This window comes from Halalkalicoccus subterraneus (genome assembly GCF_003697815.1).
GTDB classification, from domain to species: Archaea; Halobacteriota; Halobacteria; order Halobacteriales; family Halalkalicoccaceae; genus Halalkalicoccus; species Halalkalicoccus subterraneus.
In genome coordinates this window covers 1-14,864 of sequence record NZ_RDQG01000013.1, presented here as the reverse complement: position 1 = coordinate 14,864, position 14,864 = coordinate 1, and the positions used below count along the sequence as shown (strand labels likewise).

General features: G+C 66.0%; 16 protein-coding genes. 10 read left to right on the top strand and 6 right to left on the bottom strand.

All coding sequences use genetic code 11. The annotated features are described in order from the left end of the window. Window positions 1-7: 7 nt before the first annotated feature. Both EAO80_RS03450 and EAO80_RS03445 read left to right on the top strand, forming a co-directional pair. A complete protein-coding gene (locus EAO80_RS03450; protein WP_122088545.1) occupies window positions 8-736 on the top strand; it encodes a phosphocholine cytidylyltransferase family protein in 729 nt (242 codons plus the stop codon). Then, the gene (locus tag EAO80_RS03445) at window positions 737-1,891 is read left to right on the top strand and encodes a CDP-glycerol glycerophosphotransferase family protein (protein WP_122088544.1); all 1,155 of its coding nucleotides are present in this window, start codon (window positions 737-739) and stop codon (window positions 1,889-1,891) included. It begins immediately after the preceding gene. A gap of 64 nt (window positions 1,892-1,955) precedes the next feature. Here EAO80_RS03445 and EAO80_RS03440 read toward each other — a convergent pair whose 3' ends face one another. From EAO80_RS03440 to EAO80_RS03430, 4 genes are all read right to left on the bottom strand, one after another. Next, window positions 1,956-3,392 (bottom strand): sugar porter family MFS transporter, encoded by a 1,437-nt coding sequence (locus EAO80_RS03440; RefSeq protein ID WP_122088543.1) that lies wholly within the window; start codon window positions 3,390-3,392, stop codon window positions 1,956-1,958. Window positions 3,393-3,585: 193 nt separating this feature from the next. Continuing rightward, window positions 3,586-4,707 carry a pyridoxal phosphate-dependent aminotransferase gene (locus tag EAO80_RS03435; RefSeq protein ID WP_122088569.1) on the bottom strand — a complete coding sequence of 374 codons (1,122 nt, stop codon included), beginning with the start codon at window positions 4,705-4,707 and terminating at the stop codon, window positions 3,586-3,588. 48 nt (window positions 4,708-4,755) lie between these two features. Continuing rightward, a complete protein-coding gene (locus EAO80_RS19395; RefSeq protein WP_162993848.1) occupies window positions 4,756-4,905 on the bottom strand; it encodes a hypothetical protein in 150 nt (49 codons plus the stop codon). A gap of 92 nt (window positions 4,906-4,997) precedes the next feature. Next, window positions 4,998-5,738, bottom strand: coding sequence for a proteasome assembly chaperone family protein (locus tag EAO80_RS03430; RefSeq protein ID WP_122088542.1), 741 nt, complete (start codon window positions 5,736-5,738; stop codon window positions 4,998-5,000). Window positions 5,739-5,962: 224 nt separating this feature from the next. On the opposite strand from EAO80_RS03430, the gene EAO80_RS03425 reads away from it, so the two are divergent. The 5 genes from EAO80_RS03425 (at window position 5,963) to EAO80_RS03405 (ending at window position 9,255) form a co-directional block, all read left to right on the top strand. Further along, window positions 5,963-6,307, top strand: a complete 345-nt coding sequence (locus tag EAO80_RS03425) for a DUF7344 domain-containing protein (protein WP_122088541.1) — start codon at window positions 5,963-5,965, stop codon at window positions 6,305-6,307. A 38-nt stretch (window positions 6,308-6,345) separates the two neighbouring features. Further along, window positions 6,346-7,254 carry an RsmB/NOP family class I SAM-dependent RNA methyltransferase gene (locus EAO80_RS03420; RefSeq protein WP_122088540.1) on the top strand — a complete coding sequence of 303 codons (909 nt, stop codon included), beginning with the start codon at window positions 6,346-6,348 and terminating at the stop codon, window positions 7,252-7,254. Next, a complete protein-coding gene (locus EAO80_RS03415; protein ID WP_122088539.1) occupies window positions 7,251-7,751 on the top strand; it encodes a DUF7122 family protein in 501 nt (166 codons plus the stop codon). Before EAO80_RS03420 ends, EAO80_RS03415 begins: the two co-directional genes overlap by 4 nt. Before the next feature lie 65 nt (window positions 7,752-7,816). Then, the gene (locus EAO80_RS03410) at window positions 7,817-8,014 is read left to right on the top strand and encodes a hypothetical protein (RefSeq protein WP_122088538.1); all 198 of its coding nucleotides are present in this window, start codon (window positions 7,817-7,819) and stop codon (window positions 8,012-8,014) included. Window positions 8,015-8,082: 68 nt separating this feature from the next. Continuing rightward, on the top strand, window positions 8,083-9,255 hold the full coding sequence (locus tag EAO80_RS03405; protein WP_122088537.1) for an MFS transporter: 1,173 nt from the start codon (window positions 8,083-8,085) through the stop codon (window positions 9,253-9,255). A 122-nt stretch (window positions 9,256-9,377) separates the two neighbouring features. Here EAO80_RS03405 and EAO80_RS03400 read toward each other — a convergent pair whose 3' ends face one another. Beyond that, window positions 9,378-10,883 carry a DUF790 family protein gene (locus EAO80_RS03400; protein ID WP_122088536.1) on the bottom strand — a complete coding sequence of 502 codons (1,506 nt, stop codon included), beginning with the start codon at window positions 10,881-10,883 and terminating at the stop codon, window positions 9,378-9,380. Between the two features lie 35 nt (window positions 10,884-10,918). After that, window positions 10,919-12,268, bottom strand: coding sequence for a DEAD/DEAH box helicase (locus tag EAO80_RS03395; protein WP_122088535.1), 1,350 nt, complete (start codon window positions 12,266-12,268; stop codon window positions 10,919-10,921). A 186-nt stretch (window positions 12,269-12,454) separates the two neighbouring features. Here EAO80_RS03395 and EAO80_RS03390 point away from each other — a divergent pair, with 186 nt between their 5' ends. The 3 genes from EAO80_RS03390 to dnaK all read left to right on the top strand — a co-directional run. Beyond that, window positions 12,455-12,661 carry a DUF308 domain-containing protein gene (locus EAO80_RS03390; RefSeq protein ID WP_211330623.1) on the top strand — a complete coding sequence of 69 codons (207 nt, stop codon included), beginning with the start codon at window positions 12,455-12,457 and terminating at the stop codon, window positions 12,659-12,661. Window positions 12,662-12,739: 78 nt separating this feature from the next. Next, a complete protein-coding gene (locus EAO80_RS03385) occupies window positions 12,740-13,318 on the top strand; it encodes a nucleotide exchange factor GrpE (protein ID WP_122088534.1) in 579 nt (192 codons plus the stop codon). 139 nt (window positions 13,319-13,457) lie between these two features. After that, window positions 13,458-14,864 (top strand): molecular chaperone DnaK (gene dnaK / locus EAO80_RS03380; RefSeq protein ID WP_122088533.1); only part of this gene is annotated, 1,407 nt, incomplete at its 3' end.

The window sequence follows — 14,864 nt, the reverse complement described above, 5'->3', positions numbered from 1 at the left end:
TACAGCCATGAGTCAATCACGGGGTCAGGGGGACGTCCATGCGGTGGTTCTCGCTGCCGGGATCGGGCGGCGTCTACAGCCTCTCACGGACGGAACGCCGAAGACACTGTTGAGCGTAGACGACCGTCCCATCCTCGGGCACATCCTCGATGCGCTCGTCGAAACCGACTACGAGCGGGTGACGGTCGTCACCGGCTACGAGGCCGAGCAGATCCGTGCGTTCTGCGAGGGGTACGACGACATCGAGTTCGAGTTCGTTCACAGCGAAACCTACCAGGAGACGAACAACAGCTACTCGCTGTGGCTTGCGCGCGAGCACCTCGGGGAGGGCTTTACGCTCATCAACTCCGATACGCTGTTTCCGACCGACTGTCTCGACCGGCTTCGAGAGCACGAGGGGTCGGCACTGGTGGTCGACGCCACGAACGACCTGGCCGACGAGGGGATGAAAGTCCGCGTCGAGGACGGGCGGGTCCTCGCGATCGGCAAGGAGCTCGACCGTGCCCAGGGTGAGTACATCGGCCTCTGTAAGTTCGGCCCGGAGGACGCCAGGGAACTCGTTCGCCGCCTCGACGACCTCGTCGAGCGGGGCCGGACAAGCGAGTGGTACGAGGCCGCACTCGACCGGCTCGTCCCCGACCGATCGCTCGGCGTCGTCGAGGTGCGTGACGACTGGATCGAGATCGACGACCAGGAGGACCTGCGGACCGGCCAACAGCTCTGGGGAGAGGTCTGAGTGGCCCTCCTCCGGGAGGCCTGTTCGCTGCTCGCCCATCGCCTCGCGCGGTTCGTGCCGCGCGAGGACTCGTTGTGGGTGTTCGGCTCCCGCGGCGGTGAGCGTTTCGAGGGGAACGCGAAGTACCTCTTCTTGAACGTCGCACGCGAGGGGGACGCCCGGCCGGTGTGGATCTCGAAACGCGAGGAAACGGTGGCCGAACTCCGTGCGAACGGGTTCGACGCCCACCGTGCCGATTCGCTCCGAGGACGGATGGCGATGTTACGGGCGGGCGTCGTCTTCGTTACCGGTACCATGACGGACATGCCGCTGTGGCCGACCGGCGGGGCGTACCTGATCCAGCTCTGGCACGGCGTCCCGCTGAAGCGCATCGCGACCGACGCGCCGAGCTTCGCGGCGTTCCCGCTGCTCGAACGACTCCGGCTCCGATACACGTACCACCAGTTCGACGCCCTCACCCTCACCGCGGCCGGGTTCGCCGATTCCTTCCGGTCGGCGTTCAGGATCGATCCCGATTTTCCGGTGACGGGCTATCCGCGCAACGACGCGCTCGCCCGAGAGGTCCCCGGCGAACGGATCCGACAGGACGACGACCTCCTCGACGCCATCGCCGACATCGACGCCGATCGGTTGGTCGCCTACCTGCCGACGTACCGCGAGGGAGAGTGCGCGCCCGCCGAACACGTCGACTTCGAGCGACTGGACGCGTTCCTCGCCGACCACGACGCGGCGATGCTCGTGAAGTTCCACCCGTTCAACGAGCCCGACGTCGACGGGGAACGGTTCGATTCCCTTCGCTTTCTCCCGGCCGAGTTCGACGTCTACCCCACGTTTCGAGAAGTCGACGCGCTTGTGACGGACTACTCGTCGGTCTACTTCGATTATTTGCTGCTCGACCGGCCGGTTGCCTTCTACGCCTACGATCGCGAGGAGTACGCTGAACGCCCCGGGTTCAACCTCGACTACGACGAAGTCACGCCCGGTCCCGTCGCCGAGACGTTCGAGGAGCTACTCGACGCGCTCGAGGAGCTGTTCGAATCGCCGGAGGCTCATACTGAGGAGCGCGAACGGGTGCGTCGGCTGGCCTTCGATCACGCCGACGACCGCGCCGCCGAACGCGTCCGAACGTTCGCGCGGGTCCTCTCGGGGAGGTAGCGGGTCGGCGAACTGGACGGCGACCATGTGTCACCGAGCCGAATGGCGACACCGGCACCCAGCCTCAGTCGGTACGGTGCTCCCGTTCGGAGTCCTCGACGTCCGCGTCAGGACCCATGATGGCGTTGTTGCGCAGATCGGCCTCGATCTCCTCGAGCGACCGCCCCATCGTCTCGGGGACGCGAGCGTAGATGAAGACGAACGCCAGCAGACAGAAGGCCCCGAGGATCCAGAACGAATAGCCCTCCCCGATCCGGTCGATCAGCGGGAGGAAGGTCAGCCCGACGAGGAAGTTCGCGCCCCAGTTGAAGACGCTGGCGACGCCCTCGGCGGTCCCGCGGATCCGAAGCGGGTAGATCTCGGAGATCAGCAGCCAGAACACCGGCCCGAGGCTGATCGCGTAGAAGGCGACATACAGAAACATGCTTCCTAGCGTCACGTAGCCGATGATCCCCGAGAGGCCGGGCAGGAAGAAACCAAGCCCCAAAATAGCGAGCATCACCGTCATTCCCGCCGTGCCGACGAGCAACAGCGGCCGCCGGCCGACCCGATCGACCAACAGGACGGCCACGACCGTCAGCGCCACGTTGACGACCCCGACGCCGATGGTGCCGGCCAGCGAGGCGATGTCGCCGAAGCCGATGTTGCTGAGGATCGTCGGCGCGTAGTAGATGATCGTGTTGATGCCGCTGAACTGCTGGATGATCGCCAGTCCCACCCCGACGATCAGTGCCGGGCGGACCCACGGTTCCAGTAGGTCCGAGAGGCCCCCCTTCTCCTCGATCTCGCTGACCTCGCGGATCTCCTCGACCTCCTCGCCGACCGCGTCGGTGTCGCGGATGCGCGAGAGCACGCTTCGGGCTTCCTCGACGCGTTCGTTCTCGACGAGCCAGCGCGGGCTCTCGGGTAGGAAGTACGTCCCGACCGCAAGCACCGCGGCGGGGACGGCCCCGAACCAGAGCATCCAGCGCCACCCGATGATCCCGAGGAACTCCGGCGCGAAGAGGTAGTTGACGCCGTAGGCCAGCAGGATCCCGATGGTGATCATCAGCTGCTGGAGGAATCCGAGCGCCCCCCGGACGTCCGGCGGGGCCGTCTCGGCGATGTACAGCGGGCCGACGATCGAGGCGACGCCGACGGCGACGCCCTCGACGACCCGCCAGACGATCAGCCAGCCGAGCGTCGGCGAGAGGGCCATCCCGAACGAGCCGACGAAGAACACGACCGCGCCCGCAAGCGTCAGCCGCCGCCGGCCGAAGCGGTCGGCCAACTTCCCGCCGGTGGCCGCCCCGATCATCGCCCCCACGAGCACGCTGCTGGTCACGAGCCCCTGCATGAACGGCGAGAGGGTGAACGACTGGTCGATGTACAACAGCGCCCCGGAGATGACGCCGACGTCGAAGCCGAACAACAGCCCGTTGAGCGCGGCGATGGCGGCGATGAAGTAGACGAACGTGCCGTGATCGCTTTCGGCGTTGAACACCCGGTTGACTACGTCCATCGTCCGCGCCTCCCCGGTTCGATCGGCCTATCGTGTCCGTGATTTCGGTCCGTTCGAGGTACCTCACGACGTCCACACGTCGGATCAGGATCCACCATTCTCATGAACGTTACTCGGATTCGGATAAACGATCGTCGATACGGGGAACGTCCGACGGAGTTTTAACCCGGTCGACCGCGGCCCGACCGCGAGATCACCGCACCGCCCGGGTCGCCTCGCGCATGATCCCGAGGGCGTCTTCGAGTTCCTCGGTACTCGTCGCGTACGAGAGCCGTGCGTAGCCCGCACCGTTCTCGCCGAAGGCTTCGCCGGGGACGACGACCACGCCCCGGTCGATCACTTCCTCGACCCACCCCTCGGGCACCTTCGGCATGGCGTAGAAGGCTCCCTGCGGGGTGGGTGTTTCGAGACCCATGTCGGCCAGCCCGTCGAGGACGAGATCCCGGCGCTCCTCGAAGGTCTCGACCATCCCCTCGACGGGCTCTTGGGGACCCGAGAGGGCGGCCTCGGCGGCGTACTGGGCGGGCGCGCTCGCACAGGCCTGGGCGTACTGGTGGACCCGCAGCATGCGCTCGATCCGGCGGTTCGAGCCGGTGATCCAGCCGAGTCGCCAGCCGGTCATCGAGTAGGTCTTCGAGCAGGCGCTCACGACCACGACGTTGTCCGTCTCCGCTAATTCGAGGGGAGAACGGTGCTCGCCCTCGAAGACGATGTGCTCGTAGACTTCGTCGGAGATACACAGGACGTCGTTAGCGTCCGCGATCCGGGCGAACTCTCGCATGTCCTCCTCCGATTGGACCGCGCCCGTGGGGTTGGCGGGGCTGTTGACGATGAAGGCAGCGGTGTCGTCAGTGATCGCCGCCTCGACCGTTTCGGGGTCGAGCGTGAGGTCCTCGCGCAGTTCGAGGGGCTTTGGAACCCCATCCGCGATCCGCGTCAGGGCGTCGTAGGAGACGAAGCCGGGGTCCGGAATCAGCACGTCCTGACCCGGGTTGACGTGGGCCTCGATGGCCAAATGCAGCGCCTCGCTGCCCCCCGAGGTGGCGATCACGTCTTCGGGATCGATTTGGAGGGAATAGTCCCGGTCGTACTTCTCGCTAATGGCTTCTCGCAGCTCCCGAGTGCCCTTGTTGGAGGTGTAGGCGTCGACCGCACCGCTCTCGATCGCGTCGATGGCGGCTGCGCGGGCGTGGTCGGGCGTCGGGAAGTCGGGCTGCCCGAGCCCGAGGTTGATCGCCTCCTCACCGGCGGCCTCGAACACCTCGCGGATCCCGCTGATCGAGACCGACTCGACTCGTCGTGAGAACTCCGTCATGGGTTGGAGCGCGGCCCGCCCGCGCATAACGCTTGCTACCGAGGCTCCCTACCCCCGGAACTCCTCGTCCAAGTCGTCGACGTGCCCCTCCAACACCGACAGCGCCGCGTCGGCGTCCATGTATCCCTGTTGGTACTCCGAGAGCACGTAGTCCGCGTCGTCGAGGAACTCCTCGACGCTCTCTTCGAGATCTGACATACCCTCCCTACGCTTTCGAAGGAAATGAACCTAGTCCAAACCACCGGCAGGAACGCCCGTCTCGGTTCCCGTCGAATCGGACGGGTTCGCGATCACTGATACATCCTGAGCGGTTGGGCCTGCGTGCTCTCGTCGCCCTCGATCTCCTGCATTCGCTGGGCGAGCTGTTCGCGCTGTTCGCGGATCGTCTCGGCCTGTTCGACCAGCCGCCCGACGTCGACGTCGATGTCGAGGATCGGTCCGATTCCCGCCTGAATCAGCGCGCGGGCGGCCTCCGGGTCGGGGAACTGGAGGTCGCTCTCGACGATCAGGCCGACGCCATCGAGATCCGTTTCGATCGCCCGGTTGAGCAGCGCGCCGGTCGGCCCGCTGATGAAGCCGGTTTCACCGGGCGGGACGATCCCCGCCTGATCGAGATGTTCGCTCCCCGTGCCCGTCGCAACGCCGTAGACCTCCGGCGTTCCCTCCTTCTCGGCGGGCCGCCCGCTGAGATACAGCGGCGTCACCCCGCGCTCCTCGAGCCAGCCCGTCACGCAGGCGGCGAACTCCGGTGCGCCGGATCCCGAAACGGGCACCTCGCTCTGCAGGGCAAGCAGATCGCGCTCGGGATCGGCGTAGAGCCGAACGGGGGGTTTGAGTTCGTCGTCGTCATCGAGATAGACGCCAATTTTGGGGAGCCCCTCGCAGTAGACGCTCGCGTAGTGGCTCATCGAGTACGTCTCGACCAGGTGGTCGGTCGCGATCTTTCCAACCAGCCCCACACCAGGAAGTCCCTCGACGAGGAACGGCTCGTCGAGCGAGACGGACTCGTCGTGAACGTCAATCCGTGCCATAGCCGACCGACGCGACCCATCTCAATAAAGGGACCGCCGGCGTCAATGGCGTTCGGAGCGGCCACGCTACGCCCCGACTGGCCGATCAGCGCGAACGAGGGAGTCCGAAACGCACGGTTGATATACTGTCACATCAATAATGTAGTTGGAGGGGAACGAATGTTCGAGAGACGAGAAAGAGAAGAAAGAGCGATGGGTGAGTCCCGCGAGAGCAGGGGTGAGGCGTGAGTACGGCTGGTCCGTGGACGCTCTCTCTGGACGCGATATTCGAGTTGCTGTGTCGCCGTCGTCGGAGATACGCGCTGTATGCCCTCTATCGGAACGGTGAAGCGGGCATGACGTTGGGGGAGCTTGCCGAACGGATACGAGAGCGCGAAGCGCCGGATCACGAGGGGACGACCGAAGCGATCGAGACGGCGCTCGAAGAGCGACATCTCCCGAAGCTGATCGAGGCACACGTCATCGACTACGACGACCGAACCGACACGGTGCGCTACTGCGGCCAGCCCTCGCTCGAGAAATGGATCGAGCACGCCGAGTTCGAGGAGGGAACGCGCCCCGAGGAATAGCGAAACCCACAAGCACACGAGCGGGCTACCGGAACGCGATGGAGGTGCTTTCGCGGTACGAGCCGCTCGTCGACGACTTCGAGGCCTTTCTCGCCGCCTGCGAGCGCCCGCTCCCGTCGGTCGTCCGTGTGAACACGATCAAAGCCGGCGTCGAACGGACGAAACGTGCCCTCGACGAGGAGGGAGTGGACTACGAGGGCCGGGCGTGGAATCCCACCGTGCTCGAACTCGAGACCGGCAAGCCGGGCAACACGTGGCCGTACTTCCACGGCTGGATCCACGGCCAGGAGGAAGTCTCCTCGCTACCGGCGACGGTGCTGGATCCCCAGCCCGGCGAGCGCGTGCTCGATGCGTGTGCCGCTCCCGGCGGAAAAACCGCTCAGATCGCCGCACTGATGGACGATACTGGCCCGGTGGTCGCAAACGACAACAACCTCGGGCGCCTGTCGGCGCTGCGCTTTAACGCCGAACGGCTGGGCCTGACGAACGTCGCCGTGACCCGCCAGGACGCGCGGAACTTCTCGCTCAAGCCCGTCGGGCTCGACGCCTTTGACCGCGTGCTCGTCGACGCACCCTGTTCGTGTGAGGGGATCATCCGAAAGCGTCCCGACACGCTCGACGAGTGGAGCCTCTCGCACGTCGAGGGCGTTTCAGGGGTACAGAAGGGGATCCTCAAGCGGGCGATACAAGCCACCTGCGAGGGAGGAACCGTCGTCTACTCGACGTGTACGTTCGCCCCCGAGGAGAACGAGGCCGTGCTGGATCACGTTCTGGAGCACGAGGACTGCCGGGTCGTCGAGTTCGACTCGGCCCTCGACTCCCGGCCGGGCGTCACCGAGTGGCAAGGAGAGGAGTACGACGCGTCTGTCCGAAAGGCCCGACGGTATTACCCGCATCACAACGACACCGGCGGGTTCTTCTGTGCAAAACTGGAGGTGACGGGATGAGCAACGACGGCCAGCGCTTCGACCGCCTACCCGCCACCGACGCCGAGCGCGAACTCGAAAACCGAGCCACCCGCGAAGAGGTGGTCGAGTGGTGGGACCAGCGCTTCGGGATCGGCCCCGAGGAGTTCGAGGACCACTCGTTCTGGGAGAAGGGCGCGGGCAAGATCTGGGTCCTTCACGGAGCAGTCCCCTCACCCACCGAGATCGAGGGGTTGGGCATGAAGTTCCTCAGAACCCGCCAGGAACACTGGAAGCCGACGACCAACGCGGTCCAGCGTTTCGGCCGGGAGGCGACGCGGAACGTCATCGACCTCGATCCCGAGGAAGCGATGGCGTTCGTTCGTGGGAAGGATCAGGAACTCGAGTGGGACGGTGATTGGGGCTACCTGATCGCCGCCCACGAGATCGCGGGCGGACGCGAGCCGCTCGGTGTAGGGCTGTACCTCCACGGCGAACTCCGCTCGGTGGTCCCGAAAGGACGGCGTCGTGAGGACTGAAGGGGTTCGGAACGGGGACGGTCCCGCCCAATGGGCTTTTATCGTCAAAATTCGTAGTCGAGAATATGGCCATCGGTCCGCCGAACGCGGAGATGACGTCGGTACAGACGGCGCTTCTCACGGCTGCTGGATGGGTTGTCGCGATGTCGGTCACTTCGTACATACTTGGGAGGTCGCTGGTCGAATCCGGCATGATCACGGGCGGCGGTGCAGTCGTTCTCGGTATCGTTATCTACGTCGTCGAATCGGGAACGTTCGAATGAAGGTGGGAAAGGTCGTCTCGCTGGCCGCTATCCACACGTTTTAGCCGGGGTCGGATCAATCGCCAGTCGTGCGCTGGGAGTACCGAAACACCGTCCTCGTCCTGTGTACGCTCGCCTTCTTCGCGACGATGGTCGCCCGGCTGGTCATCAGCCCCGTCGTCCCGGCGATCGTCGCCGAGTTCGGGACTTCCTCAGGAACCATTGGACTGGCGCTGTCGGGGATGTGGGCGGCCTACGCGCTCTCGCAGTTTCCATCGGGCGTCCTCGCGGATCGTTTCGGCGAGCGCCGAGTGATCCTCACCGCCGTAACGACGACGGCGGTCGCAAGCGCGGCGCTCGCGCTCTCGCCGTCGATGGCTGCCTTCGGTTTCTTCGCCGTACTCCTCGGCGCGGGCGCGGGGCTTCACTACGTGGTCGCGACGACGCTTCTCACACGGCTGTTCTCGAACACCGGCCGCGCGATCGGGCTGCACGTCACCGGCAGCCCGATCGCGGGACTTTCGGCACCCGTACTGGCGGCCGCCATCGGCGCGCGCTACGGCTGGCGGGTCGCGCTCCTCCTCGGAACAGTCGTGGCAGTCCCGGTCGGCGCGCTGTTCGCTTGGCGGGTGCGAGGGACCGAGCCCCAGCACCCCGAGCGCCCGCTTCGCAAGCAGTTCGAGCCACGGACCCTTCTGGAACTCCTCTCGCGACCCGCGATCGCCTACACCACCGTTCTCGCGGTGATCGCGGCGTTCACGTGGCAGGCGACCGCCTCGTTCCTGCCGACCTTTCTGATCGCCCGTCACGGCTACTCGACGGCGCTGTCCGGGGTCCTCTTCTCGCTGTACTTCGTCGCTCACGGGATCTTCGCCCCGGCGATCGGGTCGTTCTCGGATCGCTTCGGACGCGATCCGACGCTGGCGGCGACGCTCGCGGTCGGAATCCTCGCCTATCCAGTGCTGGTACTCGGTCCCTCGCTCCCGGTCGTCGTCCTCGGGGTCGTCCTCGCCGGCGTCGCGATGAGTTGGAGCGCGCCGCTCCAGGACCGCTACATCGTCCGGCTCTCGGAGGGCGAGGAGAACAGGGGGTTCGGTCTCGTGCGAACGGTCTACATGCTGCTCGGCGCGCTCGGAAGCGTCGTCACCGGTACGCTCGCTGACGTCGCCGGCTGGGGCGTCGCCTACGGCGCGCTCGGCCTCCTACTGGCAGTCGCCGTGGCGAGCCTCGCTGTCGTCCGAACGCGCGGGCTCTCGCTGTGAGTCGAGGAAAGGAAAAACACTTCCCGAATCCACTGGGGTGGGGAGGGGAATCAGCAGGACCGGGAAGTAATAAATCCTACAGACCACTAAATAAAAAGTCTTCCGGTCGTGAACGTAGAGTGTCAGTCGATCGGCCGAAGCGTTCCGCCCGAGAGCCCGTCCCACTCGACGCGGTAGCCGAGTCGCGAGAGGACCGCGCTGGTCTCGTCGATCCCGTGCCCGTCGAGCGCGCGCTCGGCCTCGGCGAGGGACTGGCCCTCCATGAGCCGCCCGTCGATCGCTTCGAGGACCGCCGGCCGTACGAGGGTTCGCCCGACCAGTTCGTGGTCGGGAAAGTCGACCCCGTCGAGCGCGCGCTCGCTCACCCCGTGGTGCCCCGCGAGCGCCGAAAGCGAAACGACGTCCTCCTTCGGTGAGAGCGCATCGGGAAGGGTCGCGGCGCTCGCGGCTGTGAGGCGCTCCTCGTGGCGGCGCAGCGCGTCGCGGACGTCCTTGATCCGCACCCGCTCTGAGTAGGGAACGACACGGTGATCGCGCGCCTCGATCGCCTCGCTCACACCCAGCGACTCGTCGACCGCCACGAGCAGTTCGACGTCCTCGACGCGCTCCAGCTGGTCGAGCTTCTTTGCGACGTACTCGGGGGTCCAAAATCCCATGATCTCGAAGTAGACGCGGAAGTCGCCGTGGCGGTAGTCGAACGCGAAGTCGGGGATCATCACGCTCGCGCCGACTTCCAATGGCTCGGGTTCCCGTCGGAGCTCCCAGTCGAGATCGAGCGCCCCGAATCGGGTCGCGAACTCGCGTTCGACCTCGCTGTCGTAGCTCACCTCCACGACCGGTTCGGCGTCGGGCGCGCGCAGCGAGGAGTCAGCAGCGGAGAGTTCGAGGGTTCGTTCGGTGCCGTGGTCGTCGATCGTCGCGCGAAGCTCCCAGTCGCCGGCGTCGACGACGGTTCGGAGCAATCGGGCGAACCGGGTCCCGTACCGACGGGTCGCACGGAACAGCGCGTCGGGACCCGTCACGACGAGTTCTCGACCCGAGTCGGTTTTTTCGAGTTCGTAGAGCAGACCCAGTCGCTTGGTCGCCGAGACGAGTCTGCGGGGGTCGTCGCTCCTGATACGGATCTCGCGGGCGTCGAACAGCGCGGTCTGAGCCAGCGAGAGGTCGTACTGGGCGAGCAGGCTCTCGGGATCGTATCGACTCCCGAGTTCGGCGAGCACTTGCCGGTCCTCCCGGTCGGCGTACAGCGCGCGATCGAGTTCGACGGACGAGATACCGAGGGCATCGCCGGCCCGCACGAGCGCGTCCGTCCGCCCCTGCTCGTCCGCGACCAGCAGGGCCTCGCCGGCCTCGAAGGCGGCCCGGCGCGCACGTTCGGGGGGAACGGCCGCCCGCGTCTCGAAGGTCACCTCGCGCTCGACGAGCTTCGCGAGCCCGCGGACGAGCTTGAAGTCGTACTCGCCTTCGAGGTCGGCAAGTGCGCTGTCGAGCGCTTCGCGCGGCTCCCCGACGTGGTCCTCGAACGCACCTAGCACCTTCGCCGCAAGCGGGCGGCCCTCGCGGCCGGCGAACCGGAGCGAGTAGCGCCCGCCGGCACGCGAAACGCGGAGCAGGTCTTTCGTCAGCACTGGCCTTCCTACGAGCTGGGTGGGGTAAAAACCGACTACCTCCGGCGCGCGGCGACGTTCTCCTCGGCCGTGTCCTCGCTGACGAGTTCGTACAGCAGTGCCCGCTTACCTTCGCCCGGCCGCAGGATCCGCCCCAGTCGCTGGGTGAACTCCCGTTGGGAGCCGCTGCCCGAAAGGACGACCGCGACGCTGGCGTCCGGGACGTCCACCCCCTCGTCCAGAACGTTCGAGGCGACGATCCGGGAGTAGGTGCCGTCTCGAAAGCGGTCGAGGATCTCGCGGCGCTCCTCCGTGCCCGTGCGATGGGTGATCGCCGGGAGTAAAAACCGTTCGGAGAGACGGTAGACCAGGTCGTTGTGGGCGGTGAAGACGATGATCCGCTCGCCGCGGTGTCGGTCGAGGATCGCGCCCAGCTCCTCGACCTTGCGCTCGGCGTTCGAGACGATCTCGCGGGCGCGCTGTTTCGCGAGCAGCGCCTCCCTCGCACGCGGATCCGACCCCGAACGCTTGACGAGTTCCTGGTAGTCGCTTCCTCGCCGCATGTCGATGCCCGACTCCCGGAGGTAGGAGACGAACGTCTCCTGTACCTCCTCGTACTCCTCGCGCTCGGCGTCGGTGAGCGACACTTCGATCCGTTTGACGTCGTAGGGTGCAAGGTGCTCGCCCGCGAGTTCCTCGGCGCTCGTCCGGTAGACGACCGGCCCGACCAGCTCTTCGATCGTCTCGTGGGCGCCGTCGGACCGGTCGAACGTCGCCGTCAATCCCAGTCGGGCAGGTGCGGCCAACAGACGGGCGATCTCGCGGTAGCCCTCCCCGCCGAGGTGGTGGACCTCGTCGAAGACCACCAGGGGAAAGACGTCGCCGATTGAATCGGCCTTGAGGTAGGCCGAGTCGTAGGTCGAGACCGTGATCGCCTCCCGGGACTGGACGCCGCCGCCGAACTGTCCTACTGGTATATCGAACTCCGTGCGGAGCTCCTCGCGCCACTGGTTCAGCAGGTCGATCGTGGGGACGACGACGAGCGTCGGGATCCCGAGGGCCTCGATGGCCTTGATCGCGATCACCGTCTTGCCGCTGCCCGTCGGGAGTTCGAGTACCCCGCGATCCCCGTTGTCGCGCCACGCGTCGAGGGCTGCCCGTTGGTAGGAGCGCAGTTCGTACTCGGAGACGAGCCCCACGGACGGTGTCTCGAAGAGGTGGTCCTCGTACTCGATCCCCTCCCCGTCGAGCCGGTCTCGGAGCTCGGCGTACCGGAACGCGGGAGCTCTGTCGGTCTCGCTTCGGGGATCGTATTCGAGAAGCGAGTCCGTTTCGAGGGCCGCGAGGTCGCGTTCCGGGCCGCTCACGCGGATCGTCCCGCCCTCGTAGGTGAGGCGTATCGCCACGGTCGACGGTTGTCGCCCGCGGGATATAACCGCCGCGCTGCCCAGATCCGACACCACCTGTCGGGTCGTCGACAGCAACGCACGGTCGGTTTTCTGTGGATACGCAGACACGATCACCGTGTTGACGGTCCTATCTGATCCGGTGAAAACGATGGCGACACGAGTGACCGAACGGGGCGGGAAGGCGTGGCGGTCGCTGTTGATCGTCGGGGGATCCTCTCGATGCTCGGCGTGCTTGCGGGGTTGATCCTCGTGGGCTGGCCGTCGACGGCCGCGTGGGCGATCGGCCTCCTCGTCGGGATCAACCTGCTCACGACCGGCATCGCGCTGGCGGCGGTCGCGATGGACGCCCGGCGGATGGGACGTGCCGACGCCCAGTCTACCGCTCCCTGAGACGAGACGTCGGTTTCGGATCACCGACTACGAGCCGGTTCTGTAACCCTTAAACCCGCGCGGGCGCACCGTCGACGTATGAGCAACGAGGAGCGGCAGGCTTCCGACGAGGGGACCGTCGAGGAATCGGGGGCGACCGAATCGGTCGACGAAGCCGAGGAAACCGAAGAAACCGAGGACGGGAACCAGGTCGAAACGCTCGAAGCCGAACTCGACGAGCGCGAGGAACGCATCGAGGACCTCGAATCGCGACTGAAACGCACGCAGGCGGACTTCCAGAACTACAAGAAGCGCGCGAAAAAACGACAGGAGCAGGTCGAAAAGCGTGCGACGGAGGACCTCGTGACCCGCCTGCTCGACGTTCGGGACAACCTCAACCGGGCCGTCGAGGAGGAATCGGAGGACGCGGACAGCCTCCGTGAAGGCGTCGAGATGACGCTCTCGGAGTTCGACCGCGTGCTCGAAAACGAGGACGTCAGCACGGTTTCGCCCGAGCCGGGAACCGAGGTCGACCCCCAGCGCCACGAGGTGATGATGCGCGTCGAGTCGGACCAGCCCGAGGGCGCAATCGAGGAGGTCTACACGCCGGGCTACGAGATGGCCGAGAAGGTGTTGCGCCCGGCGCAAGTGACCGTCAGCGGCGGATCCGAAGAGTAGTATTGCGGTTCCGGTTTTTCCCCGGTACGCCCGGCGAGAATCGACCGAATTCGTCCGGGAGCGGCCCGTTGACACGGTTTCACGCACTGGTTCGAGGTAGCAAGGCTTAAAAGATCGAGCGCGCAATGATAGGCCAACAATGGCGAGTAACAAGATTCTCGGTATCGATCTCGGTACCACCAATAGCGCCTTTGCGGTCATGGAGGGTGGCGACCCCGAGATCATCGTCAACGGCGAGGGTGACCGAACCACGCCGTCGGTCGTCGCCTTCACCGACGACGGCGAGCGCCTGGTCGGCAAACCCGCCAAAAACCAGGCGATCCAGAACCCCGACCGGACGATCGCCTCGATCAAACGCCACATGGGCGAGGACGGCTACACCGTCGCGGTCGAAGGGGAAGAGTACACCCCCGAGCAGCTCTCGGCGATGATCCTCCAGAAGATCAAACGCGACGCCGAGGAATACCTCGGCGACGACGTCGAGAAGGCCGTCATCACCGTCCCGGCGTACTTCAACGACAAGCAGCGCCAGGCGACGAAGGACGCCGGCGAGATCGCCGGCTTCGAGGTCGAGCGCATCGTCAACGAGCCGACCGCCGCCTCGATGGCCTACGGGCTCGACGACGAGTCCGACCAGACCGTGATGGTCTACGACCTCGGCGGGGGCACCTTCGACGTCTCGGTGCTCGACCTCGGTGGCGGCGTCTACGAGGTCGTCGCGACCAACGGGGACAACGACCTCGGTGGCGACGACTGGGACCAGGCGGTCATCGATCACCTCGCCGAGGAGTTCCAGAACGACCACGGCATCGACCTCCGGGAGGACCGCCAGGCCCTCCAGCGCCTGAAGGACACCGCAGAGGAGGCCAAAATCGAGCTGAGTAGCCGGAAGGAAACCGACATCAACCTGCCCTTCATCACGGCGACCGATTCGGGCCCCGTCCACCTCGAGACCTCGCTCACGCGCGCGACGTTCGAGTCGCTGACTGCGGACCTGATCGAGCGGACCGTCGGCCCGACCGAGCAGGCGCTCAGCGATGCGGGCTATGACGAAAGCGAGATCGACGAGGTCATTCTGGTGGGGGGGTCGACCCGAATGCCCCAGGTTCAAGAGAAGGTCGAGGAGGTCGTCGACCAGGAACCCAAGAAGAACGTCAACCCCGATGAGGCCGTCGCGCTGGGTGCTGCGATTCAGGGCGGCGTCCTGGGTGGGGAGGTCGACGACATCGTGCTGCTCGACGTGACGCCGCTCAGTCTCGGTATCGAGGTCAAGGGCGGCCTCTTCGAGCGACTCATCGAGAAGAACACGACGATCCCGACCGAGGAATCGAAGGTCTTCACCACCGCCGCTGACAACCAGACCTCCGTGCAGGTCCGGGTGTTCCAAGGCGAGCGCGAGATGGCCGAGGACAACGAGCTCCTGGGGGAGTTCATGCTTTCCGGTATTCCGCCCGCGCCCGCCGGCACCCCGCAGATCGAGGTCTCATTCAACATCGACGAGAACGGGATCGTCAACGTCGAGGCCGAGGACCAGGGCTCGGGCAAC

What these genes read in the sequence shown, in the direction of transcription:
- EAO80_RS03420 (WP_122088540.1), top strand. Translation starts at nt 6,346, where the DNA reads ATGGAGGTGCTTTCGCGGTACGAGCCGCTCGTCGACGACTTCGAGGCC.
- EAO80_RS03415 (WP_122088539.1), top strand. Translation starts at nt 7,251, where the DNA reads ATGAGCAACGACGGCCAGCGCTTCGACCGCCTACCCGCCACCGACGCC.
- EAO80_RS03435 (WP_122088569.1), bottom strand. Translation starts at nt 4,707, where the DNA reads ATGACGGAGTTCTCACGACGAGTCGAGTCGGTCTCGATCAGCGGGATC.
- EAO80_RS03440 (WP_122088543.1), bottom strand. Translation starts at nt 3,392, where the DNA reads ATGGACGTAGTCAACCGGGTGTTCAACGCCGAAAGCGATCACGGCACG.
- EAO80_RS03385 (WP_122088534.1), top strand. Translation starts at nt 12,740, where the DNA reads ATGAGCAACGAGGAGCGGCAGGCTTCCGACGAGGGGACCGTCGAGGAA.
- EAO80_RS03410 (WP_122088538.1), top strand. Translation starts at nt 7,817, where the DNA reads ATGGCCATCGGTCCGCCGAACGCGGAGATGACGTCGGTACAGACGGCG.
- EAO80_RS03430 (WP_122088542.1), bottom strand. Translation starts at nt 5,738, where the DNA reads ATGGCACGGATTGACGTTCACGACGAGTCCGTCTCGCTCGACGAGCCG.
- EAO80_RS19395 (WP_162993848.1), bottom strand. Translation starts at nt 4,905, where the DNA reads ATGTCAGATCTCGAAGAGAGCGTCGAGGAGTTCCTCGACGACGCGGAC.
- EAO80_RS03450 (WP_122088545.1), top strand. Translation starts at nt 8, where the DNA reads ATGAGTCAATCACGGGGTCAGGGGGACGTCCATGCGGTGGTTCTCGCT.